Here is a 25,758-nt window from a genome sequence, read left to right on the forward strand (position 1 = left end):
AAAGGCTCCTACGAATGACCTCCACTTCCACCGTGACCGACGCCGCAGCTGCGCAGCCCGAAGCAGCAAACGGAACCCAGCCGGCTGCAGGGATCCGGCACCGCATCCTGTCCGGCATGCAGCCCTCCGCCGACTCGCTGCACCTTGGCAACTACCTCGGCGCCCTCGTGAACTGGGTGCGGATGCAGGATGAGTACGACGCCATCTTCTTCATCCCGGACCTGCACGCGATCACCGTTCCCCAGGACCCCGCCGAGCTGGCACGCCGCACGCGGGTCACGGCGGCGCAGTACATCGCCGGTGGCGTGGACGTGGACAAGTGCACCCTGTTCGTCCAGTCCCAGGTTCCCGAACACGCCCAGCTGGCCTGGGTCCTGAACTGCATCACGGGTTTCGGCGAGGCGTCACGCATGACACAGTTCAAGGACAAGGCGCAGAAGCAGGGCTCGGACCAGGCCAGCGTGGGCTTGTTCACCTACCCCATCCTGCAAGCCGCGGACATCCTGCTGTACCAGCCCCACGGCGTTCCGGTGGGCGAGGACCAGCGCCAGCACGTCGAGCTCAGCCGCGACCTCGCCACCCGGTTCAACTCCCGCTTCGGCGAGACCTTCACCGTGCCCAAGCCCTTCATCCAGCTGGAATCCGCGAAGATCTACGATCTGCAGAACCCCACTGCCAAGATGTCCAAGTCGGCAGAATCCCCGGCGGGGCTGATCAACCTGCTGGATGATCCGAAGGTCATCGCCAAGCGGATCAAGTCGGCGGTCACGGACACGGAGACGGAAATCCGGTTCGAGCGGGAAACCAAGCCCGGGGTCTCGAACCTGCTGACCATTTACTCGGCCATCACGGGCCGTTCTGTGGATGCGCTCGTTGGCGACTACCAGGGCAAGATGTACGGCCACCTCAAGGTGGACCTCGCCGAGGTGGTGACGGAGCGCCTGACCCCCATCCGCGACCGCGCGAACGAACTGCTGGCCGACCCGGCCGAACTGGACCGCCTGCTGGCCCACGGCGCCGACAAGGCGCGCGCCATCGCCTCAGCCACGCTCGCGGACGTCTACGCCAAGACCGGCTTCCTGCCATATGCCGGAGCCCGCTAGCGAGATGCCGGCCCCCATGCCCGCCAACAGCGAAGTCAGCAACGGAATGAGCCTAGGGGTCATTCTGGGCTTCCCGCCTGAAATCGCCGAGGAGCTGCAGCGGTGGCGGGCGTCCTTCGGGGACCCCATGGCCACCGTTATCCCGGCGCACATCACGCTGGTCACCACCACGCCCACCCATGACTGGGAAGCGGCCCGTGACCACGTGCGGCAGGTGGCCCGGACGCAGGCGCCGTTCATGGTGACCATCGGCGGCACGGGGTCTTTCCGGCCCGTCTCCCCGGTGGTCTTCATCAACGTGGAGGACGGCTTCCAGGAATGCGTCGACCTGCACGAAAAGCTCCAGACCGGCCCACTCGAACGTGATCTGCCTTTTGCCTACCATCCCCATGTGACCATTGCCCACGACGTCGCACCCGAGAGCCTCGATGAGGCCGAAACGGTGCTGAAAGACTACAGGGCCACCTTCCCGGTGGTTAGCATGGGACTTTACGAGCACGACACCGACGGTATTTGGCAGCTACGGGAAGAGCTTGACTTTGGTACCGAACCAGACGACGAACGGGACGCACTCCGGGCAACAAACGCCGACGGAGCCACCGCTCCCCACTGAGCGTGCTCAGCTGCTGCTGGCGGTGATCCGAAAGCGGGTGGAGTTGGGCAAGGTCCGCAGGTCCGGCCAGGGGGCGTTTCCGCAGCTCATGGCCCTGGTCCAGTGGCTGCAGGCCAGGCTGAACGCCTTCCGCCCGATGCGGGCCTGGCAGCACTACACCCGGCAGCACGGCCCGCTGATGAGCGCGGGCACCGGCTTCAACATGTTCTTCTCCATCACCGGCCTGCTGGCCACCGGGTTCTCCATCGCGGGCCTGGCGCTCCGCGGCCAGCCGGCTCTCCTTGACCGGATCACCGCAAGCGTGGCCGAAAGCGCCCCCGGGCTGCTGAAGGTCGACGGCGGAGACGGGCTGGTGGACCCCAAGGACCTCCTGAATCCCGACGGTCTCGGCTGGACGGCGGTGATCGCCGCCGTCGTCACCGTCATCACGTCCCTGGGCTGGATCGCCGGCCTCCGGGAGGGGCTCCGCGGCGTGATGATGCTGGGCCCGCTTAAACTCAATCCCGTGGTCCTCAAACTGCACGACGCCGGAACGCTGCTGTTGCTGGGCGTCGCCCTGGTCATCAGCTCGGGTGCGTCCCTCGTGTTCGGCACGGCGGCGGGCTGGGCGATGGAGCAGCTACGCCTGGATCCGGCCGTGGCCGGCCCGATGGCGGCGCTGATCAAGATCGCCGTGCCGCTGGTCCTGAACTGGATCACGGCGCTGATCATGTTCCGGCTGGCCGGCGGCCTGAAGCTGTCCCGGCAGGCGCTGCTGGAAGGAACCATCCTCGCAGGTGTGGGTACCACTGCGCTGCAGGTCTTCAGCACCGAACTGCTGGCCGGTGCCGGACGCAACCCCATCCTGGCGCCGTTCGCGATCATCATCGGGCTGCTGATCTGGTTCAACCTGGTCAGCCAGGTCTACCTTGTGGCCGCGTCCTGGTCAGCAATCCGAGAGGAGGACCTGAAGGCCTCGCCGGCGGCCAAGACCAGGGGCTGGGGGTCACGGCAGGTGCAGCCCGGAAAGACGCCGGTGGAAGGGTACCACCCGGCCGAGCACCCGCGCCCCGTGGGCGTCAGTGTCCGGCGTCGAGGTACTGGTCGGCCCACGCCGCGATAATCTTCGCAGCCCGCGCCGCCTGCCCCTTGCCGGTCAGGAGGTGGTCGCTGCCCTCCAGCGAGACGAAGTTCCGCGGATGGCGGGCGGTCTGGAAGATCGTGCTGGCGTTCTCGATGCCCACGGTGTTGTCCGTGGGGGAGTGCAGGACCATCAGGGGCTTGTGCAGCCGCTTGATGCAGTCCGTGAGGTCGGCGTTCTCCAGGTCCTCCACGAAGTGCCGGCGGATCTCCACGCGCTTGCCGCCCAGGTCCACCTCGGCGCTGCCTTCGCTGAGGATCTTGTCGAGCGCCGCATCAAAGACGTGGGCCACGTGCTTGGGGGAGAAGGGCGCCCCGACAGTGGCGACCGCATCGACTTCCGGGATCTCTGATGCGGCCGCGAGGACGGCGGCGCCGCCGAAGGAATGCCCCACCAGCAGGGAGATGGCCCGGCCCTCGGCCCGCATGTACTCCGCAGCCCGGACCGTGTCCGCCACCTTATGGCTGAACGACCCCGCGGACCATTGGCCCGCTGAGCCGCCGAGGCCCACGTTGTCGAAGCGGAGCATGCCGATCCCGCTGTCCGCCAGTGCCTTGCACATCCGGGATGCCGCGGGGCTGTCCTTGCCAAGCGTGAAGCCGTGCGAAAAGACGCCCCAGCCCTTCACCGGGCCGTCCGGCACATCGAGAATGCCGGAGAGCAGTTCGCCGGTGGTGCCTTCGAACGAGACTTTTTCGGAGCGGTGCATCTGTTCTTTCCCTGATGGTTGAGTTGGTCGAAACCGTGCCCGGTGGTTGAGCTGGGCCCACGCCCGCCGGGTTCCGGGCCGAGTTTGCGAGGTCAGGGCGCGGGTGGGGAGAAACCAGGATTTCGACAGGCTCAATCACCGGAGTCGGAAAACGACGACGGCGCCGCTCACCGTACGTTTACCGTACGTGGTGAGCGACGCCGTCGTCCGCGCTTAATCCCTAGATCTTGCGGGCCAGGATGGCCTGCTTGACCTCTGCGATGGCCTGCGTGACCTGGATGCCGCGGGGGCACGCCTCCGAGCAGTTGAAGGTGGTGCGGCAGCGCCACACGCCTTCCTTGTCGTTGAGGATCTCCAGGCGCATGTCACCGGCGTCGTCACGGGAGTCAAAGATGAACCGGTGGGCGTTCACGATCGCTGCCGGGCCGAAATACTGGCCATCGGTCCAGAACACCGGGCAGGACGACGTGCACGCGGCGCACAGGATGCACTTGGTGGTGTCGTCGAAGCGCTCACGGTCCTCGGCGGACTGCAGGCGTTCCTTCGTGGGCGCGTGGCCCTTGTTGATGAGGAACGGCATGACCTCGCGGAAGGACTGGAAGAACGGCTCCATGTCCACGATCAGGTCCTTCTCCACCGGAAGGCCCTTGATGGGCTCAACGGTGATGGGCTTGGACGTGTCCAGGTCCTTCAGCAGGGTTTTGCAGGCGAGGCGGTTGCGGCCGTTGATGCGCATGGCATCGGAACCGCAGACGCCGTGGGCGCAGGAGCGGCGGAAGGAGACGCTGCCGTCGATTTCCCACTTGATCTTGTGCAGGGCGTCCAGCACGCGGTCCGTGCCGTACATGGTCAGCTTGTAGTCGTCCCAGCGGGCTTCGGCGGAAACCTCGGGGTCGTAGCGGCGGACGCGCAGGGTGATGTCGAACGTCGGGATTTCCCCGCCGCCGCCAACACCGGCGGGAAGTTCGATCTTGGAGGCTGGCTCAGCAAGTTCAGCGGACATATTAGTACTTCCTCACCATCGGCTCGTAGCGCGTAAAGACAACCGGCTTGGTGGCAAGCCGGACACCGGCGATTGCCTCCTCCGCGGAACCGTCGGCCGGTGCGTGGTCTTCTTTGTACGCCATGGAGTGCTTCATGAATTTTTCGTCGTCGCGTTCGGGGAAGTCCTCGCGGAAGTGGCCGCCGCGCGATTCCTCACGGTGCAGGGCAGCAACCGTCATGACCCTGGCCAGTTCCAGCAGGAACCCGAGCTCAACGGCCTCCAGCAGGTCAAGGTTGAAGCGCTTGCCCTTGTCCTGGACGTTGATGCGGGTGTAGCGCTCCTCGAAGGACTCGATGTCCCGGAGGACCTGGTTGAGCGTGTCAGCCGTGCGGAACACCTGCATGTTGGCGTCCATGGTGTCCTGCAGTTCCTTGCGGATCGCGGAGACCTTCTCGGTGCCGTTGGCGTTGCGGGCCACGTCCAGGAGGCTGATGGTGAAGTCTTCCGGGTTCTCCGGCAGCTCCACGAAGTCAGCCGTCTTGGCGTATTCGGCGGCGGCGATGCCGGCGCGCTTGCCGAACACGTTGATGTCCAGCAGCGAGTTGGTGCCCAGGCGGTTGGAGCCGTGCACGGAAACGCAGGCCACCTCGCCGGCGGCGTAGAGGCCCGGAACAACAGTGTCGTTGTCCTGCAGGACCTCGGTGGTGATGTTCGTCGGGATGCCGCCCATGGCGTAGTGGGCCGTCGGGAAGACGGGGACCGGCTCCGTGTAGGGCTCCACGCCGAGGTAGGTGCGGGCGAACTCCGTGATGTCCGGCAGCTTGGCGTCGATGTGGGCGGGCTCAAGGTGCGTCAGGTCAAGGAGCACGTAGTCCTTGTTCGGACCGCAGCCGCGGCCTTCGCGGACCTCGTTGGCCATGGAGCGGGCCACGATGTCACGAGGGGCGAGGTCCTTGATGGTGGGGGCGTAGCGCTCCATGAAGCGCTCACCCTCGGAGTTGCGCAGGATGGCACCTTCACCGCGGGCGGCCTCGGACAGGAGGATGCCCAGGCCGGCGAGGCCGGTCGGGTGGAACTGGAAGAACTCCATGTCCTCCAGGGGGATGCCGCGGCGGAACGCGATGCCCATGCCGTCACCGGTCAGGGTGTGGGCGTTCGAGGTGGTCTTGAAGACCTTGCCGGCGCCGCCGGAGGCGAACACCACGGACTTGGCCTGGAAGACGTGCAGCTCGCCGGAGGCGAGGTCGTAGGACACGACGCCGGCCACGCGCTTCTGCTTGAACGGCGTGCCGTCCTCGCGCACGGCGTCTTCCTCGACGGTCAGGAGGTCCAGGACGTAGTACTCGTTGTAGAACTCGACGTTGTGCTTGACGCAGTTTTGGTACAGGGTCTGGAGGATCATGTGGCCCGTGCGGTCGGCGGCGTAGCACGCGCGGCGCACCGGTGCCTTGCCGTGGTCACGGGTGTGGCCGCCGAAGCGGCGCTGGTCGATGCGGCCCTCGGGCGTGCGGTTGAACGGCAGGCCCATCTTCTCGAGGTCCAGCACCGCGTCGATGGCTTCCTTGGCCATGACCTCGGCGGCGTCCTGGTCAACCAGGTAGTCGCCGCCCTTGATGGTGTCGAAGGTGTGCCATTCCCAGTTGTCTTCCTCGACATTGGCCAGGGCTGCACACATGCCGCCCTGTGCCGCACCCGTGTGGGAGCGGGTGGGGTACAGCTTGGTCAGTACTGCTGTTCGCGCACGCTGACCGGACTCGATCGCGGCGCGCATCCCGGCGCCACCGGCACCGACGATGACGACGTCGTACTTATGGACCTGCATACCAGACGCTCTTTCTCTCAAAATTCGCAATAAAACAGCGGGCGGCCGGAGCCGTCTCCGCACAAAAACTGCGGCCCGCCAATGGATGGCGGGCCGCCACGGGATGCTACGCGGGGCAGAAGCCACCGGGCAGCTGGACGCCGTCCACTACGGGGCACGGGTTGAAGGTGAAGATCACCAGGGTGCCGAGGATGATGATGACGGCGGAGGCTGCGTAGAGGACCATCTTGAGCCAGAAGCGGGTGGAGTCCTTCTCGGCGTAGTCGTTGATGATGGTGCGCACGCCGTTGGTGCCGTGAAGCATGGCGAGCCACAGCATGGCCAGGTCCCAGAACTGCCAGAACGGATCTGCCCACTTACCGGCAACGAAGCCGAAGTCGATGGCGTGGATGCCTTCGCCCACCAGGAGGTTCACGATGAGGTGGCCGAAGATCAGCACTACCAGGACCACGCCGGAGAGGCGCATAAACAGCCAGGCCAGCATTTCGAAGTTGCCGCGGGAGGTGCCGTTGCGGCGGTACTTCGGGGCGATCTTGCCGGACTCGGGCTTGCCGGCGATCTGTCCGCTGCGCGGGGACTGGATCTCAGTTGCAGACATGGCTTAGTGACCTCCGAGCGCGAGGGACAGGTGGCGGATGGCGAAGGCGACCATGGTGATGACCCACAGGCCCAGCACCACCCAAAGCATCTGGCGCTGGTACTTGGCGCCCTTCTTCCAGAAGTCGACGGCGATGATCCGCAGGCCGTTGAAGGCGTGGAACACGATCGCTGCGACGAGGCCCGTTTCACCCAGGGCCATCAGCGGGTTCTTGTAGGCACCGATTACAGCGGTGTAGGCCTCAGGCGACACCCTCACCAGGGAGGTGTCCAGCACATGGACCAACAAGAAGAAAAAGATCACTACACCAGTAATGCGGTGTCCAACCCAAGACCACATGCCTTCACGGCCGCGGTACAAGGTGCCAGCTGGTTTCGTCGGCACTGAATAAACCTCCCTGCAAAACAGTGGCGCTGGCGTGGGATCCACGCGGGGGGAACGCCTACTGCGAGAGCACTCGTAGCTCAGGCCTAAATCTAGGCTTCGCTCACAGCTTATTCAATTCAGGCGTTCCTTGCCCGCCACGTACTGTACGGATTTTCGACTATTTTGAGACGAAGACCACATCTGTTGCCACTGTATCCACACGCTCGCCAGCCGCGAAAGACCGCCCTGAGGTGCGTCGGCTAAAGTAGGGCGTGATGAGTAACGACAAAGTGACAAGCCAGGATTCACCTCTCAGCCGTTTTATCGCTGTGATTCCTGCAGGCGGTGTGGGGACCCGCCTCTGGCCTCTGTCACGTGCAGCAGCTCCCAAATTCCTTCATGACCTCACCGGTTCCGGCAGCACGCTCCTGCGTGCCACCTACGACCGCCTTGAACCGCTGGCAGGCAACCGCGTCCTCGTGGTCACCGGCGTGGCCCACCGGAACGCCGTGTGCAGCCAGCTGCCCGAGGTTCAGGACGGCGACCTCGTGCTCGAAAGTGAACCCAAGGACTCCGGGGCCGCCATCGGCCTGGCCGCAGCCATCCTGCACCAGCGGGATCCGGACATCATCATGGGTTCCTTCGCTGCGGACCACGTGATTAGCCCGGACGGGCTCTTCCAGGACGCCGTCCGCGAAGCCATCCACACCGCCGCGGCCGGCAAGATCGTGACCATCGGCATCAAGCCGACGCACCCGTCCACCGGCTTCGGCTACATCCGGTCCGGAAACTCGCTGCGCATCCCCGGCGCGCCCAGCGCCCAGGCCGTGGTGGAGTTCGTGGAAAAGCCGGACGAGGACGTTGCCCAGCAGTACGTGGACAGCGGCGAGTACGTCTGGAACGCCGGCATGTTCGTGGCGCCCGTTTCCCTCATGCTGAAGCACCTGGAAGCGAACCAGCCCGAGCTGTTCACCGGCCTCCAGGAAATCGCCCAGGCCTGGGACACCCCGCAGCGGGACGAAGTCACGGCCCGGATCTGGCCCACGCTGCCCAAGATCGCCATCGACTACGCGGTCGCCGAGCCCGCCGCTGCTGCCGGGGACGTCGCCGTCGTACCCGGATCCTTCCGCTGGGACGACGTCGGTGACTTCGCCTCCGTGGGCCGGCTGAACAGCGCCAAGGAAGTGGACGAGGTGACCGTCCTCGGCGAGGGCGCCCGCGTCTTCACCGAAAACGCCAGCGGCGTGGTGGTCTCGGACACCAAACGCGTCATCGCACTGATCGGCATCAAGGACGTCGTCATAGTGGACACCCCGGATGCGCTGCTGGTCACCACCAAGCAGCACTCCCAGCGGGTGAAGCAGGCGGTGGACGCGCTGAAGGCCAGCGGCGACACGGACGTTCTCTAGCAAACCCACCTCTTTATTGGAGGGCACCGCCGATAATCCGGCGGTGCACTCCAGTAATGCGTTAAGCGGAGATGGCGGACACGTAACGCGGAGAAGGCGATGCCGCTAATCTTTCCGGCCTCGCTACAGTTGAGGTGTGCGCAATTACACTACTGAAGCTGAGCCCACCGCCCTGGTGGGGCCGTGGCTCGAGCCCCTGCTGCCGGAACTGATCGATTTTCGCCGTGACCTGCATGCGCACCCCGAACTGTCCTTCAGGGAATTTCGGACCACCGACAAGCTGGCCGAGCGGCTCGAGGCTGCGGGCCTTGAACCCCGCAGACTGGAGGGCACCGGCCTGACCGTGGACATCGGTGAGGGTCCGATCGCCACGGCGCTGCGCGGAGACATCGACGCGCTCCCGATCATCGAGGAAACGGGGCTGCCCTTCGCCTCAAAAAACCACGGCGTCACGCACGCCTGCGGCCACGACGTGCACACCACCACCATGCTGGGCATCGCGCTGGTGCTGCACCGCATGCACCAGGAGTCCCCGCTGGGCGGTACCGTGCGCATCATCTTCCAACCGGCCGAGGAAACCATGCCCGGCGGGGCGCACTCCTGCATCGAGCAGGGCGTCCTGGAAGGCGTGCCCCGCATCCTGGCACTGCACTGCGACCCGCGCATCGAAGTGGGCAAGATCGGCACCCGCATCGGCGCCATCACCTCGGCGTCGGACACCATTCGGATTGAACTGTCCGGCCGGGGCGGGCACACCTCTCGTCCGCACCTGACCGAGGACCTCGTTTTCGCGCTGGCGCAGATTGCCGTGAACGTGCCGGCAGTGCTGTCCCGCCGGGTGGATGTCCGCAGCGGCGTCTCGGTGGTGTGGGGACACATCTCCGCAGGCTCGGCGCCCAACGCGATCCCCGGCACCGGGTACATGGCCGGGACCATGCGCTGCCTGGACCGCGACGCGTGGCACAGCGCCGGCGAACTGCTGGATGAAGTGGTGCACCAGGTGGCCGCACCCTACGGCGTCGACGTGCGGCTGGAGCACACCCGGGGCGTTCCTCCTGTGGTCAACTCCGAGCATGAGACAGCACTGATCGAGGCCTCAGCGCGCGCCGAGATCGGCGAGGGCGCAGTGGTGCTGACGCCGCAGTCCATGGGCGGGGAGGACTTCGCCTGGTTCCTCGCCGAGCTGCCGGGAGCCATGATGCGCCTTGGCACCAAGACCCCCGGCGGCGAGGAGTACGACCTGCACCGCGGCGACTACATCCTGGACGAACGCGCCCTCGGCTACGGCATCCAGGTCCTCACCGCCGCCGCGCTCCGCACCATCCGCGACCTCTAGGCCCCGCGCACCCCCCACACCTGAGCGCGAACTGGCAGGTAATGCCCTCAAATTCCACTTTTGAGGGCGTTAGCTGCCAGTTCGCGCTTCTTTTCGGGAACGTAAGTTGTACACAATTGAATTGCCCGCTACGGTTATGGGTATGCCCGATGCTCCCCGCCTTGACCGCCAAGTGTGCTTCGCCCTCTACTCCGCGTCCCGGGCTGCCACCGCCGTCTACCGCACGCTCCTGGAGGAGCTGGGCCTGACGTACCCGCAGTACCTCGTCATGCTGGTGCTCTGGGAAAACGAGCCGCGCGGTGTGCGGGAACTGGGGGAGGAGCTTGGGCTCGACTCCGGAACCCTCTCGCCCCTCCTCAAGCGGCTGGAGGCGCTGGCCCTCGTGGAGCGGCGGCGCTCGGCGGAGGATGAACGCCGCGTCGCCGTGCATCTGACCGACGCCGGCAGGGCCCTGAGCAGCAAGGCCTCCGGAGTGCCCCAGCACCTCGCGGCCGCGGCGGGCCTGAGCCCCCGCGAGCTTGACCAGCTGCGCGAAACCCTCGGCAAGCTCACAGCAGCCCTGCACGATTCGCTCTAGGCAGCCCCCCAACCACCAGCCCCAAAATCAGACCTCCCCACCAGAAGGAAACACAGTGAAAACTCTTTACACAGCCGAGGCCCTGGCGTCCGGCGAAGGCCGCGACGGTTCCGCGCGAAGCAAGGACGGCAAACTCGACGTCAACCTCGCCAGCCCGGTGGAGCTGGGCGGCAGCGGCCAGGGCACCAACCCGGAGCAGCTGTTCGCCGCCGGCTATGCGGCATGCTTCCACTCCGCCCTCCGCGTGGTCGGCCGGCAGGCCCGGGCAGACCTCACGGACTCCGCCGTCGCCGCCAAGATCCACTTCGGCGCCCTCGAAGACAGCGACGGCTACGGCCTGGCCGCCGAGCTGGAAATCGCCCTCCCCGCACTGGACCGCGGCACTGCCGAGAGCCTCATGGCCAAGGCGCACAGCATTTGCCCGTACTCCAACGTGACGCGCGGCAACATGGACGTCGCACTCACGCTCGTGGAGTTCGCAGCGTGAGCGCCGGGGCAGAAACGGAATTGCCGGTGACCACGCGCGAGATCCAGCTGGCCTCCCGGCCGGAAGGGCGGCCCGTCCCGGAAAACTTCAGGCTCGCCGAGACGGCAGTTCCGGCCCTCACGGACGGCGAGGTACTGGTCCGGAACCTGTTCATCTCGGTGGACCCCTACATGCGCGGCCGCATGAACGACGCAAAATCCTATTCAGCGCCGTTTGCGCTGGACAAAGCGCTCGACGGCGGCGCGGTGGGTCAGGTGATCGCGTCCCGGTCCGATAAGCGCAAGGTGGGGGACGTCGTCGTCCATCAGCTCGGCTGGCGGGAGCATGCGGTGGTGGACGCGGAGCGGACAACTCACGCGGACACGGACCTCGCCCCGGCATCAGCCTTCCTGGGCGCGCTGGGCATGACCGGACTCACCGCGTACGCAGGCCTGCTGAAGGTTGCGGAGTTCAAGCCCGGGGATGCCGTGTTCGTCTCGGGCGCCGCCGGTGCAGTGGGCTCGCTCGTGGGGCAGATCGCCAAAGCGATGGGGGCCTCAAAGGTGATTGGCAGCGCGGGCACGCCGGAGAAAGTTGCCCGGCTGCTGGACCTGGGTTTCGACGCTGCGTTCAACTACCGCGATGCTCCGGTCCTGGACCAGCTGAAGGCCGCCGCCGGCAGCGATGGCATCGACGTGTACTTCGACAACGTCGGCGGCGACCACCTCGAAGCCGCGCTGTCCGTGCTGAACGTGGGCGGCCGCGTGGCCATGTGCGGCGCCATTGCCCAGTACAACTCGACGGAGCCGCCGGCCGCGCCGCGCAACCTGGCCGTGGCGATCGGCAAGCAGCTCACGCTGCGCGGGTTCCTGGTGGGCGGCCAGCGGCAGCATGCCGCCGAGTTCGCCGGGCGGATGGCCGGCTGGCTCGCCGACGGCACCATCCGCTACGACGAGACCGTGGTCGACGGCCTGGAGAACGCGCCGCAGGCCTTCATGGACATGCTCGACGGCGGGAACACCGGAAAGATGCTCGTCCGGCTTTAGCCAGCACAACAGTGCCCCGAGCGCGAACGGACAGTTGAGGCCCCAGGGAAACGTTTTCCGAGGGCCTCAAGTGTACGTTCGCGCCGGGCGTGTTGCCCGGACCGTGTTACCGGGACATGCGGCAGGACACTAAAGTGGGCTCATGAGTGCGCTGCTGCGCACCCGGGTGCCGGCCAGCGGTATCCCGTACGCCAAGGGGTGACGGCCGTGCAGAACGACGCCAACGAAGAGGGCGCCAGTATCGACTGGACGGCCCTGGAGACGGCCGCGCTCGACGCCATGAAGAGCGCCTACGCGCCCTATTCGAACTTTCCGGTGGGTGCCGCGGCCTTCACGGCGGACGGCCGGATCGTGAGCGGCTGCAACGTGGAAAATGCCAGCTACGGCCTGACGCTGTGCGCCGAGTGCGTCCTCGTGGGCAACCTGCAGATGACCGGCGGCGGCCTGCTCCGCGCCTTCTGCTGCGTGGACGGTGGCGGCAACGTCCTCATGCCCTGCGGGCGCTGCCGGCAGCTGCTGTACGAGTTCCGGGCACCCGGCATGGAGTTGATGACGACGCTTGGGATCAAGACCATGGACCAGGTGCTACCCGACGCCTTTGGCCCCGAACACCTGGAGGGAACCCGGTGACCCAGAAGAACGAGGCGTTCGACGCCGTCGACATCATCCGGACCAAGCGCGACAAGGGCGCACTGAGCCCTGAGCAGATTGACTGGACCATCGATGCGTATACCCGCGGCGTCATCGCGGAGGAGCAGATGGCGGCGCTGAACATGGCCATCCTGCTCAACGGCATGGACCGTGCCGAGATCTCGCAGTGGACCGCGGCGATGATCGCCTCGGGGGAGCGGATGGATTTCTCCGGCCTCCGGCGGCCCGACGGCGGCGTGAAAGTAACCACCGACAAGCACTCCACGGGCGGGGTGGGGGACAAGATCACCCTGCCGCTGGCGCCCCTCGTCGCCGTCTTCGGAGTGGCGGTGCCGCAGCTGTCCGGGCGCGGGCTGGGCCACACCGGCGGCACGCTGGACAAACTCGAGTCCATTCCGGGCTGGCGCGCGGCCTTGAGCAACGCCGAAATGCTGGCCCAGCTGCAGGAAGTGGGCGCGGTGATCTGCGCCGCCGGACCGGGGCTTGCCCCTGCGGACAAGAAGCTTTACGCCCTGCGCGACGTTACGGGCACCGTCGAGTCCATCCCGCTGCTTGCCTCGTCGATCATGAGCAAGAAGATTGCCGAGGGCACGGGCTCGCTGGTGCTGGACGTCAAGGTGGGCAGCGGGGCGTTCATGAAGGACGAGGCCGGGGCACGCGAACTTGCGGAGACCATGGTGGCTCTGGGCAAGGACGCCGGGGTGGAAACCGTAGCCCTACTGACCAACATGGGCACACCGCTCGGGCTGACCGCGGGCAACGCCATCGAGGTGGAGGAATCCGTTGAGGTCCTCGCCGGCGGCGGCCCGGCCGACGTGGTCGAACTGACGGTGCGGCTCGCGGAGGAAATGCTGCGGTGCGCCGGTGTTTCGGACGCCGATCCGGCCGCGGCGCTCAAGGACGGCAGGGCGATGGACGTCTGGAACCGGATGATCGCGGCGCAAGGCGGCGACCCACGGGCGAAGCTGCCGGTGGCTCGGGAATCTGAAACCATCTATGCGCCCGCCGACGGAGTGCTCGTGGAGCTCGACGCGTTCGCCGTGGGTGTGGCGGCCTGGCGGCTTGGCGCCGGGCGGGCCCGCAAGGAAGACGCAGTGCAGGCAGCTGCGGGCGTCCGCATGCACGCCAAGCCCGGCGCAACTGTGCGTGCCGGAGAACCCCTGATGACCCTGCTGACGGACACGCCTGAGAAGTTTGCCCGGGCCAAGGCGGCCCTTGACCACGCCGTCACCATCGCACCGGCTGGCTCCGGGCCGGCCCAGCAGCTCATCATCGACCGCATCGCCTGACCGTGCAGGCCATCAACGACTTCATCCTGGCTGCCGCCGGGCAGCCCTGGGTGCTTTTCATCGTCCTGGCCTGCTGCGTCATCGACGGCTTCTTCCCGCCCATTCCGAGCGAATCGGTGGTGGTGGGGCTGGCGGCCGTCGCCGCAACGGCGGACGTTCCCAACCCGTGGCTGCTCGCGGCCGTAGCAGGACTGGGCGCCTTCACCGGCGACAACGCCGCCTACCTCATCGGCCGCGGTGTGGGCACACAGCGCTGGCGGTGGATGCGCGGGCCGCGGATGCAGCGGGCATTCCGGTGGGCCGGGCGCGAACTGCGCAAGCGGCCGGCGTCGCTGATCCTCGTGGCGCGGTTCGTCCCCATCGGCCGGGTGGCAGTCAACCTGACCGCGGGCGCCACCCACTATTCACATCTGCGCTTCGTCGGGCTGACTGTGCTTTCCGCCACCCTTTGGGCCTCGTATTCCGTGGCCATCGGACTGTTCTTCGGCCAGTGGTTCGAGGAGAACCACCTGCTGGGGGCCGTGATCGCCATTGTTTGCGCCATTGTGCTGGGCATCCTGGTGGACCTCGTCATTAATCGGCTGCGGGGCCGCATTCAGGATCCGCTGCAGGAAAGTTGACTTTCCAATCAGGGCGTAGCGGACTATCCTCCGGCCGTGCGACACTAAAGAGCGATTTGCGTCACTTCCTGTCTTGTTATATTGCCGAGGAGCAACACCCGCGTGGAGTTTATTAATGAGGCCGTGCTCCATGCAGCGGGTCAGTGGTGGATTTATCCCGTCCTGCTCATGTTCTTCTTCGTTGACGGGTTCGCGATGGTGGTCCCCAGTGAGACGCTCATCGTGGCGCTGGCAGCGTTATCCCGCAGCAGTGGCGAGCCGAACCTGTGGATCCTCGGCCTGACGGCCCTGACCGGCGCCATGGCCGGTGACAACATGGCCTACCTCTTGGGGAGGAAGATCGGCCTGGACCGCTGGAAGTGGATGCGCCGGCCAAAGGTGCAGAAGGCCTTCGGCTGGGCGCGCTACGAACTGGAGAAGCGCGGTGCGGTGCTGATCTTCACAGCCCGCTACATCCCGTGGGGGCGCGTCGCCGTGAACTACGTTGCTGGCACCACTGGCTTTCCGCACCGTCGGTTTTTCGTATTTGATGCCTTCGCTTGCCTCACCTGGGTGGGATATTCGATAGGAATCGGCCTCGTTGCCAGTTCAGTCCCACTACTGCACGACTATCCCCTGCTGGGCGCCGGCATCGCCGTCGTGTTTGCCATCCTGCTGGGCATCATCATCGACCACGCCCTGCGCTGGTGGCACAAGCGGCTCGGCCGCAACGACGCCGCCGCTGCGCCGGAAGAGAGCCCGGCCCCTGAAAAGGGCAGCGTCCCGGAACAGACCAGCCGCGTCGCTTAGCCCCGTTGGCATTGCCGCCGGTGCAACCCTAGAGTTGGTACGTGACTGAGCCAATCGTTGACGCCGCCCCTGCCCTTGACTTCGACCTGAAGAGCCTGCCCAAGGTATCCCTTCACGACCACCTGGACGGCGGCCTGCGCCCTGCCACGATCATCGAGCTGGCGGAGGCGGTGGGCCATACGCTTCCGTCCACAGACCCGACCGCCCTGGGCGAATGGTTCCGCGAATCCGCCGACTCCGGCTCGCTGGTCCGCTACCTTGAGACGTTCGACCACACGGTCGCCGTCATGCAGACCAAGGAAGGTCTGTTCCGCGTCGCCAAGGAGTTCGTGGAGGATCTGGCGGACGACGGCGTGGTGTACGGCGAAGTGCGCTGGGCACCTGAGCAGCACCTCCAGAATGGACTGACCCTGGACGAGGTTGTCGAGGCGGTCCAGGAAGGACTCGAAGCCGGCGTGGACGCCGTGGCCGAGACCGGCCGCGAGATCCAGGTGGGCCAGCTGATCACGGCCATGCGGCACGCTGACCGCGGCCAGGAAATCGCCGAACTCGCGGTGCGGCACCGCGACAAGGGCGCCGTCGGGTTCGACATCGCCGGCGCCGAGGACGGCTTCCTGCCCTCGCGCTTCCGCGACGCCTTCACCTACCTGGCCGAGAAAAACTTCCCCGCCACCGTGCACGCCGGTGAAGCCGCCGGGCTGGACAGCATCCAGTCCGCCCTCGTTGATGGCCGCGCGCTGCGCCTGGGGCACGGTGTCCGCATCGCCGAGGACATCATGGTGGAGTTCGACGAGGACGACGCCGACGACGAGGACAGCGACAACATCGGCCTGGTCACGCTCGGCAACCTGTCCAGCTGGATCCGGGACCGCGGCATCGCCCTGGAAATCTGCCCGTCCTCCAACCTGCAGACCGGTGCCATTGCCGCCTTCGGTGAGGGCATCGAAAGCCACCCGCTGGACATGCTCTACCAGCTGGGATTCAACGTAACCATCAACACGGACAACCGGCTCATGGGCGGCGTGACGCTCACCGATGAGTTCGAGCTCCTGGTGGAGACTTTCGACTACGACCTCGATGACCTGCTGGAGCTCACGCTCAACGCGGCCGAGGCGTCCTTCCTGCCCCTGGAGGAAAAGGAAGCCCTCGTGGAGTACATCAACGACGCGTACGGCGACCTTGGCTGAAACCGTCCGGCAGCCCGAACCCACCGACCCTGTGCGGGAGGTAGTGGGTGGGCCCACGGCAGCAGGGGTCCCCGGCCGAGCTTGCGAGGTTGGGGAACTGCTGGGGGTTATCGCTGCCCTCCGGGAGCACTGCCCCTGGATGGGCGCCCTCACCCACGAGTCGCTCGTGGAGTATCTGCTGGAGGAGGCCTATGAAGTTGCCGAGACCATCGAGACCGGTGCGGCCGAGGCTGAACTGAAAGGCGAGCTGGGCGATGTGCTGCTCCAGGTGGTGCTGCACGCCCGGCTCGCCGAGGAACGCGGCGTGTTCGGCTTCGGCGACGTCGCGCGCGGGCTCACTGAGAAGATGATCCGCCGCAACCCCCACGTGTTCCGTCCGGACGGTTCCCTCCAGGACACCTTTCCTGCCACCGTGGAGGAGATCGTGCTCAAGTGGGACGCCGTGAAAAAGGCCGAAAGCCCGCAGCGCAGCACGCCCTTCGAGGGCATCCCGGTGGCTCTGCCCGCACTGGCCCAGGCTCAGAAAACCCTGGACCGGGCCGAGCGGGCCGGGCTGCAAGCCCCGGAAGCTGACCGAACCGCGCTGGTTGAGCTTGTCGAAACCTCTCTTGCCGAAACAATAGAAACCGAAGCCGAACTCGGCGAGCTGCTGCTCGCCGTCGTCCGTTCAGCCCGGAACAGGGGGTTCGACGCCGAACGCGCCCTCCGCGGGGCCGTCCGTCGGTACCAGAACCGCCACCCGGAAACATCCGCGCCGGGATCATGACGTCCGGGTTCTGGATAGGTTTCCGTAACGTGCACCACTCTCGACTACGCTAGTCACTGACGAGGACGTCGAGATTTTTCCCCTAAAGTCCCCAGTAAATCGCCCACAAGGAGCACATCCATGGCGCTTATCGATGCCATCCACGCCCGCGAGATCCTCGATTCCCGTGGCAACCCCACCGTCGAAGTTGAAGTTCTCCTCTCCGACGGCCAGATCGGCCGCGCTGCCGTTCCGTCCGGTGCGTCCACCGGCGAGCACGAAGCCGTTGAACTGCGCGACGGCGACAAGGGCCGCTACCTCGGCAAGGGTGTCCAGAAGGCCGTTGACGCGGTCATCGACCAGATCGCACCGGCCCTGACCGGCTTTGACGCCACCGACCAGCGCAGCATCGACCAGGCCATGATCGACCTGGATGGCACCGCCAACAAGGCCAAGCTCGGTGCCAACGCCATCCTCGGCGTCTCCCTGGCAGTTGCCAACGCCGCGGCAGCCTCCGCCGACCTGCCGCTGTACAAATACCTGGGCGGCCCGAACGCCCACGTCCTGCCCGTTCCGCTGATGAACATCCTCAACGGCGGATCGCACGCGGATTCCGACGTCGACATCCAGGAATTCATGATCGCCCCGATCGGCGCCGAGACCTTCTCCGAGGGCCTGCGCTGGGGCGTCGAGGTTTACCACAACCTCAAGTCCGTGCTGCAGCAGAAGGGCCTCTCCACCGGCCTCGGCGACGAGGGCGGCTTCGCCCCGAACCTGCCGTCCAACCGCGCTGCCCTGGACCTGATCCAGGAAGCCATCCAGAACGCCGGCTACACCCCGGGCACCGACATCGCCCTGGCCTTGGACGTCGCCTCCTCCGAGTTCTTCAAGGACGGTGCCTACCAGTTCGAGGGCAAGGCCCTGAGCGCCTCCGAGATGAGCGCCTACTACGCCGAACTCGTTGCCGACTACCCGCTGGTTTCCATCGAGGACCCGCTGGACGAGAACGACTGGGAAGGCTGGAAGATCCTCACCGACACCATCGGTGACAAGGTCCAGCTGGTGGGCGATGACCTCTTCGTCACCAACCCCGAGCGCCTGCAGCAGGGCATCGACGCCGCCACGGCCAACTCCCTGCTGGTCAAGGTCAACCAGATCGGCTCCCTGACCGAAACCCTGGACGCCGTTTCCCTGGCCCAGCGCTCCGGTTACACCACCATCACCTCGCACCGCTCCGGCGAAACCGAGGACACCACGATCGCCGACATCGCCGTTGCCACCAACGCCGGACAGATCAAGACCGGTGCCCCGGCCCGCTCCGAGCGCGTTGCCAAGTACAACCAGCTGCTGCGCATCGAAGAGGAACTCGACGACGCCGCACGCTACGCCGGCCGCAGCGCGTTCCCGCGTTTCAAGGCCTAGTAGCCAAAGAAACAGCTGACCGGTGGCTATGGTGGAAAGACCATAGCCACCGGTTTTGTTTTAGGCGCCCACACGTTACAGGAGTGTCATGGCTACCCGCCGTCCCAAAGTTCCCAGGGTGACCCCACCAGCACAGCAGTCCTCCGCCGGCTCTGCCGGGGGAGACGTCATCCAGGCGGACTTCGGCGGTCCGCGTTCGCCGCACGCCACCCATGAGTCCGGAACGGGACACGACGCCAAGGCGGCTGGCAGGGCCAGCGGCTCCGGTGCCACATCCGACGCTGGTGGCAGGACTGGCGCGGGCTCCGCCGGATCAACGGGTTCGAGTACAGGCGCCGGTGCGAAGGGCTCAGGTATGAAGGGCGCCGGCACGAAGGGCCCCGGCACAAAGGGCGCAGGTTCAGCAGCCGGCGCCACCCCAAGAGCTGGCGCTGGCCCAAGAGCTGACGCTGCCCCAAGACCCAGCACGGGCACCAAAGCCAGCGCCGGGAAGACAGGCAGCAGCCGCGGGAAGTCCGGATCGTCAGCCGTCACCGCCGGGGAAGACAACCTCGACCCCATCCCTGCCAAGGCGTTCTCCGGCCGCATGCTGGCGCTGGCCGTGGTGATGGTTGCCATCACCATCATGCTGGCCCCCACCGTGAAGATCTTCATCGACAAGCGGGCCGAAATCGCGGCCCTGGAGTCGGACATCTCGGCCAGCAAGGCGGACCAGGACAACCTCAAGCGGCAGGTCTCGCGCTGGCAGGATCCCAACTACGTCAAGCAGCAGGCACGGGACCGCATTAACATGGTTATGCCGGGTGAGACCGGCTACTGGGTTTTCGGCAGCGACCTGCCGGCCGGCGCATCAGGCAGCCAGCCCAGTGCAGCAGAAACACAAGACCCCGCCGACGTGCCCTGGGTGGATTCCCTCTGGGAGTCCATCAGGCGCTCGGCAACAGACTAGGAGCGGCGCCCGCCGCCGGACTGCCTACCGGAACTTCGGTGCAGCCAGATCCGGGCAGGAAGGACGGCCACGCCAGTGGACGACAACACGGCAACCGCCCCTGGAGACAACAGGCAGCCATCGGCACAGGATCTCGATGTGCTCAGCCGCCAGCTGGGGAGGCCGGTGCGCGACGTTGTGGAAATCCCGGCGCGCTGCGTCTGCGGGAACCCGCTTGTGGCCGCTACATCCCCGCGCCTCAGCAACGGAACTCCGTTCCCCACCACCTTCTACCTGACCCACCCGGTCATCACGTCGGCGGTCTCCCGGCTTGAGGCGGCCGGCCTCATGAACGCCATGAACGACCGGCTTGCCGCGGACGAGCCACTGGCTGCCTCCTACCGGGCCGCCCACGAGGCCTACCTTGCTGCCCGTGCGGAAATCGGGGCACGGTCGGGGATCGGCGACGTCCCGGAGATCGACGGCGTCTCCGCCGGCGGCATGCCCACCCGCGTCAAGTGCCTGCACGTCCTGGTGGGACACTCGCTGGCTGCCGGGCCGGGCGTGAACCCGCTGGGCGATGAAGCCATCGCGGCCATCAGCGAATGGTGGACCGCCGACCGCTGCTACTGCGAGGGTGCCTGGGACACGGCCGGCGAAGCGCCGTCCCGGGACCTCAGCCGCCACGGCCCGCAGGGGTTGCCGGATATCGTCGGCCGGCCGGCGCCCGTCCGCAAATCCAAGACGGACCCAGCTCCGGCAGATGCATCCACGACGGACGCAACCACGACGGAGGCCGGCGCATGACCCGGGTGGCTGCCATCGACTGCGGAACCAACTCCATCCGCCTGCTCATCGCCGACATTGACCGCAGCAACGGGACCACGAAGCTCACCGACGTCGTGCGTGAAATGCGTGTGGTGCGGCTCGGCCAGGGCGTTGACGCCACCGGCGAGCTCGCGCCTGAAGCACTGGAGCGCACCTTTGCGGCGACAGCCGACTACGCGGCGCTCATCCGCGAGTACCAGGCCAAGAAAGTCCGGTTCGTGGCCACCTCGGCCAGCCGGGACGCCCGGAACCGCCAGGTCTTCGTGGACGGCATCCAGAACCTCATTGGGGTGGAGCCCGAGGTGATCACGGGCCACGAGGAAGCCGCGCTTTCCTTCGCCGGGGCCAGCAGCGTGCTGCCCATTGCGGCAGAGGACAAGGTGCTGGTGGTGGACCTGGGCGGCGGCAGCACGGAGTTTGTGCTCGGCGACGCCAGCGGCGTGATCGCGGCAAGGTCCGTGGACATCGGCTGCGTCAGGCTCACAGAACGCCACCTCACATCAGACCCGCCCACGGCCGAGCAGATTGCCGCCGCGGAGGCCGACGTCGACGCCGCCATCGCCGAAGCGCGACTGGACGTTCCGCTGGAACGCAGCACCGCCGTCGTCGGGGTTGCCGGCTCAATCACCACCATCACGGCGCACGCGCTCAGGCTGCCCGAATACCTGCCGGGGGCCATCCACGGCGCCGAACTGTCCATCTCCGCTGTCCAGGCCGCGGCCACCGATCTGCTGCAGATGACGCGGGCACAGCGGGCGGAACTGCCGTACATGCACCCCGGCCGCGTGGACGTCATCGGCGCCGGCGCGCTGGTCTGGCGGCGTATCCTCACCCGCATGGGCGAGCTCAGCGGGGGCCGCATAATTACGGCCACCGCCAGTGAGCACGATATTCTTGACGGAATTGCCCTGAGTGCCGAGGCACCGAGTTAACCGAAAATTGGATTCTGAATGACCAGAGCAAGAGCCCGGCTTCGCCGGACGGTCTCGGCCCTTCTGTCCGCGGTGCTTGCCGGTGGCATCGCCGCGTCCGCCGTCGCCACTGCACCCGCCGCGCAGGCCGATTCCTGGCGGGACAAGGAGTACTGGCTTAAGGAAGCCGGCATCACCAAGGCCTGGGAAGTCTCCAAAGGTGCCAACGTGAAGGTCGCTGTGATCGACAGCGGCGTGGACGGAAGCCATCCCGACCTCAAGGGCGTGCTGGCCGGCGGCCATGACGTCTCCGGTGCCGGCGCCCCCGACGGCGAGAAGAGCATCGGTGCCAAGCCCGAGCACGGCACACTCGTGGCCACCATGCTTGCGGGCCGCGGGCACCCGGCGCCGAAGAAGCCATCGGCCAGCGCCAAGCCCTCCCAGAACGCCACCGCAACGGCATCCAAAGCCCTGCCGGACGGCATCATGGGCGTGGCACCCGAGGCGCAGATCCTCTCCGTCTCCACCTGGCTGGGGTCGGCCAACCCCGGCGGCAGGAGCGACCAGGACCAGATCCCGGAGGCCGTGCGCTGGGCGGTGGACAACGGTGCAAAGGTCATAAACATTTCGCTGGGCAGCACGTCGCCGGAGTGGCCGCAAAGCTGGGACGCCGCCTTTCTGTACGCCGAGCAGAAGGACGTCGTCATCGTCGCCGCGGCCGGTAACCGCGTCGGCGGCAACGTGCAGGTGGGGGCTCCGGCCACCATCCCCGGCGTACTGACCGTCGCGGGCCTGGACCGGAACGGACAGGCGAGCACCGATTCCTCCTCGCAGGGCATCAGCATCGGCGTGGCCGCGCCGGCGGAGAAGCTCGCCGGCGGACTGCCCGGCGGCAGTTACGCGGAATGGGCCGGCACATCCGGTGCCACGCCCATCGTCTCCGGCGTTGCGGCGCTGATCCGCTCCAAGTGGCCGGAGATGAGTGCCAAGCAGGTCATCAACAGGATCGTCTCCACCGCCAAGGACGAGGGCGTGCCGGGCAAGGATCCGCTGTACGGCTTCGGGGTCCTTAATGCGGAGGCCGCCCTCAAGGAGGATGTGGCCGAAACGAAGGCCAACCCGCTGGGTTCCATCGCCGAGTGGATCCGCGTCCACCGGCGCGGGAACTTTGCCACTCCAGCTCCCGAGCCCACCACCGCAGCCCCCGCCCCGCAGGCCACGCTGCCCAAGGCGACGGTGCCGGTCGCCGTGCCGCCGTCACAGCTGGACAGTGCGCTGCCGGCGGCAGTGGTCATCGGGTTCGGCGCACTGTTCATAGCCATTATTGCGGCGGGCGCGGTCCAGTTGCGGCGGGCGTACCGTGCGTCCGGCGGGGGAGTGGATGAACCGGAAACCGGCGCGGTGACGAAGGTGGATCCGGCAGACCGGCCGAGCTAGTGAAGATTTTCACAAAGTACGGTACTCTGGAGTTATGGCAACCACCCCACAGCTCCAGGATCGTCCGCGTGTGCTCGTCGTCGGCGGCGGGTACGTCGGCCTGTACGTAGCCCTCAAACTGCAGAAGAAGATCGCAAAGGCAGGCGGCATCGTCACCGTCGTCGATCCGCTGCCCTACATGACTTACCAGCCCTTCCTGCCGGAAGTTGCGGGCGGAAACATCGAGGCCCGCCACGCAGTGGTATCCCACCGCCAGCACCTCAAGCAGAGCGAGCTCATCCAGGGCCGCGTCGTCTCCATTGACCACGCCAACCGCACGGCCGTGGTTGCCCCGGCTGACGGCGGCGACAACTTCGAGCTGCCGTACTTCGACGTCGTGCTCTCCGCCGGCGCCATTACCCGCACGTTCCCCATCAAGGGCCTGGCGGACAAGGGCATCGGCCTGAAGACCATCGAAGAAGCCGTTGCGCTGCGCAACAAGGTCCTTGACCGTATCGAGGTCGGCTCCACCATGACCGACCCCGCCGAACGCGCCCGCGCCCTGACCTTCGTGGTGGTGGGTGGTGGCTTCGCCGGCATCGAGTGCATCACCGAAATGGAAGACCTCGCCCGCGCTGCGGTCCGGAACAATCCGCGCGTCAAGCAGGAGGAAGTCCGCTTCGTCCTCGTCGAGGCTATGGGCCGCATCATGCCCGAGGTCACCGCGAAGCAGGCCGAATGGGTTGTGGAGCACCTCCGCAGCCGCGGCATCGAGGTCCTGCTGAACACGTCGCTGGACAACGCCGAGGGCGCCCTCAAGCTCATCAACCTGCCGGACAAGACGCTGGCCCAGGAATTCGAGTCGGACACCCTCGTGTGGACCGCCGGTGTCCAGGCCAACCCGATGGTACGCTCCACCGACTTCCCGCTGGAACCCCGCGGCCGCGTCCGCGTCCTGCCGGACCTGCGCATCTCGGGCGACGAAGGCATCATCGACAACGCCTGGGCTGCCGGTGACATCGCCGCTGTTCCCGACCTGACAGGCTCTGGCCTGCCGGACGGCACCTGCGTTCCCAACGCCCAGCACGCGCTGCGCCAGGCCAAGCGCCTGGCCAAGAACCTGTGGGCTTCCCGCTGGGACAAGCCGCTCGTTGACTACAAGCACAAGAACCTCGGTGCTGTGGCTGGCTTCGGCGAGTGGAAGGGTGTTGCCAACATCAATCTGCTCGGCCGCATCGGGCTCAAGGGCCCCCTCGCCTGGCTGGCCCACCGCGGCTACCACGGCATGGCCATGCCGACGTTCGAACGCAAGTTCCGCGTGATCTTCAACTGGATCCTGAGCTTCTTCGCCGGCCGCGACACCACGCAGCTGCTGGACCTGGACAACCCGCGCGGCGCCTTCGTGGCCGCCGCCACCCCGGCTCCGAAGCCCGCTGCTGCTGCTCCCGCCGCAGCTCCCGCGCCGGCTCCGGCTGAGAAGGCTCCGGCCGCTGCCCAGGGCGGCGCCAAGGATCCTGTCAAGGCTGAAGCCAAGTAAGTCCCCACCGCCTCCCTCGCTTCGCTCCGCTCAGCCAGGGAACCCGCGGCGGCGGTGGCCCCGCTTAAGTACGACGGCGGCCGTTCCCTTCCGGGGGAACGGCCGCTTTCGCGTTTCCCTGGGACGGTTTCCCCGGTGGGGACAGCCCTCGCCGGCACGGCACGGCGCCCACATAGACTGGCTCCATGACGGGTGAAAAGAACCTCCAAACGCTCCTTGCCTCGATGCGCCCGGTGGTCCGGGAAGGGGAGTACGTCTACGCTCTCTGGCCGCACGGCAAGCCGCTGGCGGGGCATATCGAAGCCGCCGTCCGGGAAGCCGAAGGGCTCACGGTGGTCCTGCCCCGGGCCGAAGCGGATGCGCTGGAGCTGCCCTACGATTTCGTCGCGGCCTGGATCACCCTGGAGGTCCAGTCGGCACTGGAAGCGGTGGGCCTGACCGCGGCGGTCAGCAGGGCGCTGACCCAGGCCCGGATCAGCTGCAACGTGCTCGCAGGCTTCCACCACGACCATCTCCTGGTGCCCGTGCGTGACTCTGCCCGGGCGCTGGAGGTCCTGTCCGAACTTTCGGCCGCCAGCGCCCCGGAGCCCGAGCCGGTGCGGGAAGTGGTGCTCCGCAGCGAGCAGCCAGGGGACCGCGACGCCGTCCTTGCCCTGACCGCCGAAGCCTTTGCCGTTTCTGCGGTCACCGGAATGCCCGTGGAGGGGGAGCCTGTTGAAGTCAGGGTGCTCCGCGAGCTGTTTGTCGCCGAGGAGTACCTGCCGGAGTTCAGCATCGTCGCCGAACTCGACGGCGAAATTGTCGGGCATGTCATCAGCACCCGCGCGTGGGTGGAGGACCTTGCCCTGCTGGGGCTCGGGCCCATTGGCGTGACGCCCCGGCTGCAGCGGCACGGCATCGGCTCGGCGCTCATGCGCGAAACTGTCGTCCGTGCCAACGCTGCGGGGGAAAAGGGCATCGCACTGCTGGGAAGCACCGACTATTACCCCCGGTTCGGCTTCGTCCCGGCGTCGACCCTGGGCATCGAGGCGCCGGACGGGAAGTGGGGCGACCACTTCCAGCTGCTGCCCCTCGCTCTGTGGCCCGGCGGGGTCCACGGCCCGTTCCGGTACGCGGGGCCCCTGGCCGCCCTCTGAGGCGATACGATTGACCGGGCGCCCCAGTAGCCCAATTGGCAGAGGCAGCGGACTTAAAATCCGCGTGTTGTGGGTTCGAGTCCCACCTGGGGTACAACTTTTCTCCTCGGCGTCGCCGGTGTTCCAATATGCAACGAGTGTTATGAGGA

General features: G+C 66.8%; 26 protein-coding genes and 1 tRNA gene. 22 read left to right on the plus strand and 5 right to left on the minus strand.

The genetic code is table 11. The annotated features are described in order from the left end of the window. The first annotated feature begins 14 nt into the window (after window positions 1–14). The 3 genes from trpS (at window position 15) to G9E11_RS13565 (ending at window position 2,818) form a co-directional block, all read left to right on the plus strand. A complete protein-coding gene (gene trpS / locus G9E11_RS13555) occupies window positions 15–1,103 on the plus strand; it encodes a tryptophan--tRNA ligase (RefSeq protein ID WP_111904062.1) in 1,089 nt (362 codons plus the stop codon). 16 nt (window positions 1,104–1,119) lie between these two features. Further along, window positions 1,120–1,716 carry a 2'-5' RNA ligase family protein gene (locus tag G9E11_RS13560; protein ID WP_246468932.1) on the plus strand — a complete coding sequence of 199 codons (597 nt, stop codon included), beginning with the start codon at window positions 1,120–1,122 and terminating at the stop codon, window positions 1,714–1,716. Between the two features lie 88 nt (window positions 1,717–1,804). After that, window positions 1,805–2,818, plus strand: coding sequence for a YihY/virulence factor BrkB family protein (locus tag G9E11_RS13565; RefSeq protein ID WP_194718208.1), 1,014 nt, complete (start codon window positions 1,805–1,807; stop codon window positions 2,816–2,818). Here G9E11_RS13565 and G9E11_RS13570 read toward each other — a convergent pair. The 5 genes from G9E11_RS13570 to sdhC all read right to left on the minus strand — a co-directional run bounded on the left by G9E11_RS13570 (window position 2,775) and on the right by sdhC (window position 7,334). Further along, on the minus strand, window positions 2,775–3,545 hold the full coding sequence (locus G9E11_RS13570) for an alpha/beta hydrolase family protein (protein ID WP_190606538.1): 771 nt from the start codon (window positions 3,543–3,545) through the stop codon (window positions 2,775–2,777). The genes G9E11_RS13565 and G9E11_RS13570 overlap by 44 nt on opposite strands. Window positions 3,546–3,765: 220 nt before the next feature. After that, entirely contained in the window at window positions 3,766–4,548 is a 783-nt protein-coding gene (locus tag G9E11_RS13575; protein WP_111904067.1) for a succinate dehydrogenase iron-sulfur subunit, read from the minus strand. A gap of 1 nt (window position 4,549) precedes the next feature. Further along, window positions 4,550–6,352, minus strand: coding sequence for a succinate dehydrogenase flavoprotein subunit (sdhA, locus tag G9E11_RS13580; RefSeq protein WP_190606540.1), 1,803 nt, complete (start codon window positions 6,350–6,352; stop codon window positions 4,550–4,552). A gap of 106 nt (window positions 6,353–6,458) precedes the next feature. Then, entirely contained in the window at window positions 6,459–6,950 is a 492-nt protein-coding gene (locus G9E11_RS13585; protein ID WP_190606542.1) for a succinate dehydrogenase hydrophobic membrane anchor subunit, read from the minus strand. Window positions 6,951–6,953: 3 nt separating this feature from the next. After that, window positions 6,954–7,334, minus strand: a complete 381-nt coding sequence (gene sdhC / locus G9E11_RS13590; protein WP_190606543.1) for a succinate dehydrogenase, cytochrome b556 subunit — start codon at window positions 7,332–7,334, stop codon at window positions 6,954–6,956. A gap of 257 nt (window positions 7,335–7,591) precedes the next feature. On the opposite strand from sdhC, the gene G9E11_RS13595 reads away from it, so the two are divergent. From G9E11_RS13595 to G9E11_RS13685, 19 genes are all read left to right on the plus strand, one after another. Beyond that, complete coding sequence (locus tag G9E11_RS13595) at window positions 7,592–8,725, plus strand: mannose-1-phosphate guanylyltransferase (RefSeq protein WP_190606545.1); 1,134 nt, start codon at window positions 7,592–7,594, stop codon at window positions 8,723–8,725. Between the two features lie 136 nt (window positions 8,726–8,861). Further along, window positions 8,862–10,061, plus strand: coding sequence for an amidohydrolase (locus G9E11_RS13600; protein WP_190606547.1), 1,200 nt, complete (start codon window positions 8,862–8,864; stop codon window positions 10,059–10,061). Between the two features lie 142 nt (window positions 10,062–10,203). Next, window positions 10,204–10,638 carry a MarR family winged helix-turn-helix transcriptional regulator gene (locus tag G9E11_RS13605; protein WP_190606549.1) on the plus strand — a complete coding sequence of 145 codons (435 nt, stop codon included), beginning with the start codon at window positions 10,204–10,206 and terminating at the stop codon, window positions 10,636–10,638. Window positions 10,639–10,693: 55 nt separating this feature from the next. Beyond that, the gene (locus G9E11_RS13610; RefSeq protein ID WP_190606552.1) at window positions 10,694–11,125 is read left to right on the plus strand and encodes an organic hydroperoxide resistance protein; all 432 of its coding nucleotides are present in this window, start codon (window positions 10,694–10,696) and stop codon (window positions 11,123–11,125) included. After that, a complete protein-coding gene (locus tag G9E11_RS13615; protein ID WP_190606555.1) occupies window positions 11,122–12,150 on the plus strand; it encodes an NADP-dependent oxidoreductase in 1,029 nt (342 codons plus the stop codon). The genes G9E11_RS13610 and G9E11_RS13615 overlap by 4 nt, the downstream gene beginning before the upstream one ends. A 198-nt stretch (window positions 12,151–12,348) precedes the next feature. Then, complete coding sequence (locus tag G9E11_RS13620) at window positions 12,349–12,780, plus strand: cytidine deaminase (protein WP_190606557.1); 432 nt, start codon at window positions 12,349–12,351, stop codon at window positions 12,778–12,780. Further along, a complete protein-coding gene (locus G9E11_RS13625; RefSeq protein ID WP_190606560.1) occupies window positions 12,777–14,090 on the plus strand; it encodes a thymidine phosphorylase in 1,314 nt (437 codons plus the stop codon). Before G9E11_RS13620 ends, G9E11_RS13625 begins: the two co-directional genes overlap by 4 nt. 2 nt (window positions 14,091–14,092) lie before the next feature. After that, window positions 14,093–14,710: a DedA family protein gene (locus G9E11_RS13630; protein WP_190606562.1), complete on the plus strand. Its 618-nt coding sequence runs from the start codon at window positions 14,093–14,095 to the stop codon at window positions 14,708–14,710. Between the two features lie 102 nt (window positions 14,711–14,812). Next, window positions 14,813–15,499, plus strand: a complete 687-nt coding sequence (locus G9E11_RS13635; RefSeq protein WP_190606563.1) for a DedA family protein — start codon at window positions 14,813–14,815, stop codon at window positions 15,497–15,499. A 41-nt stretch (window positions 15,500–15,540) separates the two neighbouring features. After that, the gene (locus G9E11_RS13640) at window positions 15,541–16,686 is read left to right on the plus strand and encodes an adenosine deaminase (protein WP_190606565.1); all 1,146 of its coding nucleotides are present in this window, start codon (window positions 15,541–15,543) and stop codon (window positions 16,684–16,686) included. A 139-nt stretch (window positions 16,687–16,825) separates the two neighbouring features. Next, window positions 16,826–17,452, plus strand: coding sequence for a MazG nucleotide pyrophosphohydrolase domain-containing protein (locus G9E11_RS13645; protein ID WP_190607077.1), 627 nt, complete (start codon window positions 16,826–16,828; stop codon window positions 17,450–17,452). Between the two features lie 120 nt (window positions 17,453–17,572). Next, window positions 17,573–18,853, plus strand: a complete 1,281-nt coding sequence (gene eno, locus G9E11_RS13650; RefSeq protein ID WP_190606567.1) for a phosphopyruvate hydratase — start codon at window positions 17,573–17,575, stop codon at window positions 18,851–18,853. Between the two features lie 88 nt (window positions 18,854–18,941). Then, complete coding sequence (locus tag G9E11_RS13655; protein WP_190606569.1) at window positions 18,942–19,802, plus strand: septum formation initiator family protein; 861 nt, start codon at window positions 18,942–18,944, stop codon at window positions 19,800–19,802. 75 nt (window positions 19,803–19,877) lie between these two features. Then, window positions 19,878–20,588 (plus strand): DUF501 domain-containing protein, encoded by a 711-nt coding sequence (locus tag G9E11_RS13660; protein ID WP_190606572.1) that lies wholly within the window; start codon window positions 19,878–19,880, stop codon window positions 20,586–20,588. Continuing rightward, window positions 20,585–21,541 carry a Ppx/GppA phosphatase family protein gene (locus G9E11_RS13665; RefSeq protein ID WP_190606574.1) on the plus strand — a complete coding sequence of 319 codons (957 nt, stop codon included), beginning with the start codon at window positions 20,585–20,587 and terminating at the stop codon, window positions 21,539–21,541. Before G9E11_RS13660 ends, G9E11_RS13665 begins: the two co-directional genes overlap by 4 nt. A gap of 18 nt (window positions 21,542–21,559) precedes the next feature. Further along, the gene (locus tag G9E11_RS13670; protein ID WP_190606576.1) at window positions 21,560–22,957 is read left to right on the plus strand and encodes a S8 family serine peptidase; all 1,398 of its coding nucleotides are present in this window, start codon (window positions 21,560–21,562) and stop codon (window positions 22,955–22,957) included. A 34-nt stretch (window positions 22,958–22,991) separates the two neighbouring features. Continuing rightward, window positions 22,992–24,473 (plus strand): NAD(P)/FAD-dependent oxidoreductase, encoded by a 1,482-nt coding sequence (locus tag G9E11_RS13675; protein WP_194718161.1) that lies wholly within the window; start codon window positions 22,992–22,994, stop codon window positions 24,471–24,473. A 185-nt stretch (window positions 24,474–24,658) separates the two neighbouring features. Next, on the plus strand, window positions 24,659–25,609 hold the full coding sequence (locus G9E11_RS13680; protein WP_190606578.1) for an N-acetyltransferase: 951 nt from the start codon (window positions 24,659–24,661) through the stop codon (window positions 25,607–25,609). Window positions 25,610–25,629: 20 nt separating this feature from the next. Next, window positions 25,630–25,703 (plus strand) — tRNA-Leu (locus G9E11_RS13685). The last annotated feature ends 55 nt before the right edge of the window (window positions 25,704–25,758 follow it).

This window comes from Arthrobacter ipis (genome assembly GCF_014694315.1).
GTDB lineage: Bacteria > Actinomycetota > Actinomycetes > Actinomycetales > Micrococcaceae > Arthrobacter > Arthrobacter ipis.

Coding starts and splice junctions, on each gene's coding strand:
- G9E11_RS13560 (WP_246468932.1), top strand. CDS start 1,120: ATGCCCGCCAACAGCGAAGTCAGCAACGGAATGAGCCTAGGGGTCATT.
- G9E11_RS13665 (WP_190606574.1), top strand. CDS start 20,585: ATGACCCGGGTGGCTGCCATCGACTGCGGAACCAACTCCATCCGCCTG.
- G9E11_RS13575 (WP_111904067.1), bottom strand. CDS start 4,548: ATGTCCGCTGAACTTGCTGAGCCAGCCTCCAAGATCGAACTTCCCGCC.
- G9E11_RS13585 (WP_190606542.1), bottom strand. CDS start 6,950: ATGTCTGCAACTGAGATCCAGTCCCCGCGCAGCGGACAGATCGCCGGC.
- G9E11_RS13645 (WP_190607077.1), top strand. CDS start 16,826: ATGGGCGCCCTCACCCACGAGTCGCTCGTGGAGTATCTGCTGGAGGAG.
- G9E11_RS13565 (WP_194718208.1), top strand. CDS start 1,805: ATGGCCCTGGTCCAGTGGCTGCAGGCCAGGCTGAACGCCTTCCGCCCG.
- G9E11_RS13595 (WP_190606545.1), top strand. CDS start 7,592: ATGAGTAACGACAAAGTGACAAGCCAGGATTCACCTCTCAGCCGTTTT.
- G9E11_RS13655 (WP_190606569.1), top strand. CDS start 18,942: ATGGCTACCCGCCGTCCCAAAGTTCCCAGGGTGACCCCACCAGCACAG.
- sdhA (WP_190606540.1), bottom strand. CDS start 6,352: ATGCAGGTCCATAAGTACGACGTCGTCATCGTCGGTGCCGGTGGCGCC.
- G9E11_RS13570 (WP_190606538.1), bottom strand. CDS start 3,545: ATGCACCGCTCCGAAAAAGTCTCGTTCGAAGGCACCACCGGCGAACTG.
- G9E11_RS13680 (WP_190606578.1), top strand. CDS start 24,659: ATGACGGGTGAAAAGAACCTCCAAACGCTCCTTGCCTCGATGCGCCCG.
- eno (WP_190606567.1), top strand. CDS start 17,573: ATGGCGCTTATCGATGCCATCCACGCCCGCGAGATCCTCGATTCCCGT.
- G9E11_RS13670 (WP_190606576.1), top strand. CDS start 21,560: ATGACCAGAGCAAGAGCCCGGCTTCGCCGGACGGTCTCGGCCCTTCTG.
- G9E11_RS13605 (WP_190606549.1), top strand. CDS start 10,204: ATGCCCGATGCTCCCCGCCTTGACCGCCAAGTGTGCTTCGCCCTCTAC.
- G9E11_RS13675 (WP_194718161.1), top strand. CDS start 22,992: ATGGCAACCACCCCACAGCTCCAGGATCGTCCGCGTGTGCTCGTCGTC.
- trpS (WP_111904062.1), top strand. CDS start 15: ATGACCTCCACTTCCACCGTGACCGACGCCGCAGCTGCGCAGCCCGAA.